The organism is Aminivibrio sp., from assembly GCF_016756745.1.
In the GTDB taxonomy this organism is placed as follows: domain Bacteria; phylum Synergistota; class Synergistia; order Synergistales; family Aminobacteriaceae; genus Aminivibrio.
On the sequence record NZ_JAESIH010000030.1, the window covers coordinates 1 to 1,602 of the forward strand.

The window sequence follows — 1,602 nt, forward strand, 5'->3', positions numbered from 1 at the left end:
TCCGCGGACATTCAGGTTATTTTTGAAATAGTATTCACAGTTTGCATTTTAGCAAACGCAATCCCCTTGTTAAATAGGGCTCCAGACCCATTCTGCGGGGGGTATGCCGTCAGTTCTGGCCGAAGAGGATCCGCTGGAGGTCCTTGGAGTCGTAGGCGTAGGCCATGGCGGTCTCCATGGACAGCAGTCCCTCGTTGACCATGTCGGCGAGGCACTGTTCCATGGTGTGCATTCCCGAGCTTCCTCCCGTCTGGATGAGGGTTTTGATCTGGTTTGTCTTGCCCTCCTTGATGCAGTTCCGCACGGCGGGGTTGGCGAAGAGGAGCTCCGTGCCCACGACGCGGCCGCCTCCGGAGCGGGGGATGAGCTGCTGGGAGCATATCCCCAGGAGGACGGCGGAGAGCTGGATGCGGATCTGCTGCTGCTGGTGGGGCGGGAAGACGTCGATGATCCTGTCGATGGACTGGGCGGCGTCCTGGGTGTGGAGGGTGGCGAAGACCAGGTGCCCGGTCTCGGCGGCGGTGATGGCCGAGGAGACGGTCTCAAGGTCGCGCATTTCGCCGATGAGGATGACGTCGGGGTCCTGGCGGAGCACCCGGCGGAGGGCTTCGGCGAAGCTGCGGGTGTCGATGCCCACCTGCCGCTGGTGGATGATAGACAACTGGGACTTGTAGACGTATTCCACCGGGTCCTCGATGGTGACCACGTGGTCCCTCCGCTTGCGGTTGATCTCGTCGATGAGGGCGGCGAGGGTGGTGGTTTTTCCGTGGCCGGTGGGGCCGGTGACGAGGAAGAGGCCCCTGTGCTGGTCGGTGACCCCGAGCAGGCACCGGGGCAGGCCCAGCTCCTCGATGGAGCGTATCCGCATGGGGATGAGCCGGAGGGCCAGGGTCATGTTACCCGATTCGAAAAAGCAGTTTCCCCTGAAGCGGGCTTCTTCACCCGTAGGGGCGTGGTAGGTGAAGCTGAAGTCGAGTTCCCTGCTTTGGCGGTACGATGCCATCTGCTCGGGCTGGAGGATTGCGGATATGGCCTGTTCTACGTCCTCAGGAGTGAGGAGTGAGAGCCCCGCCGCGGGGTGGAGGTCGCCGTCGATCCGGAAGCACGGAAGATGGCCGACGCCGAGGTGAAGGTCGCTTGCGCCCGAACGGAGCACTTCCGCCAGCAGATCGTGTATCTTGATATTCATTTCGTTCACCTCGCCTTATCTAAAAGGTGGTCGTCAGAACTTCTTCCACGCTTGTTCTGCCTTCGAGTATCTTCCGTATGCCTGATTTTCTGAGGCTTTTCATGCCGTTGTTCAGCGCTTCCTTTCTGAGGACGTCGGCGGAGGCTCCGGAGACGATGAGCTGCCGGATGGAATCGGTTATGCCCATGATTTCGAATATGGCGGACCGGCCGCGGTATCCCGTGCCCCGGCATTCGTTGCACCCTACCGGGCGGAATACCTTTGTCCCGGCAGGCACTTCCAGGGTTTCGGCCACTTTTTCGGGCAGTTCGTATTCCTCCTTGCAGGCGGAACACAAATTCCGGACGAGTCTCTGCGCTATGACCGTGAGCAGCGAGGACGACACGAGGAAGGGCTGGATGCCCATGTCGATG

The 1,602-nt window shown here is 60.9% G+C and carries 2 protein-coding genes; both read right to left on the reverse strand.

Annotated elements, in window-relative coordinates; all coding sequences use genetic code 11:
* Positions 1-109: 109 nt before the first annotated feature.
* Complete coding sequence (locus JMJ95_RS03325; protein ID WP_290682628.1) at positions 110-1,189, reverse strand: type IV pilus twitching motility protein PilT; 1,080 nt, start codon at positions 1,187-1,189, stop codon at positions 110-112.
* Between the two features lie 19 nt (positions 1,190-1,208).
* A partial coding sequence (locus JMJ95_RS03330; protein ID WP_367153744.1) for a GspE/PulE family protein occupies positions 1,209-1,602 on the reverse strand: 394 nt, incomplete at its 5' end.

What these genes read in the sequence shown, in the direction of transcription:
- JMJ95_RS03325 (WP_290682628.1), bottom strand. Translation starts at nt 1,189, where the DNA reads ATGAATATCAAGATACACGATCTGCTGGCGGAAGTGCTCCGTTCGGGC.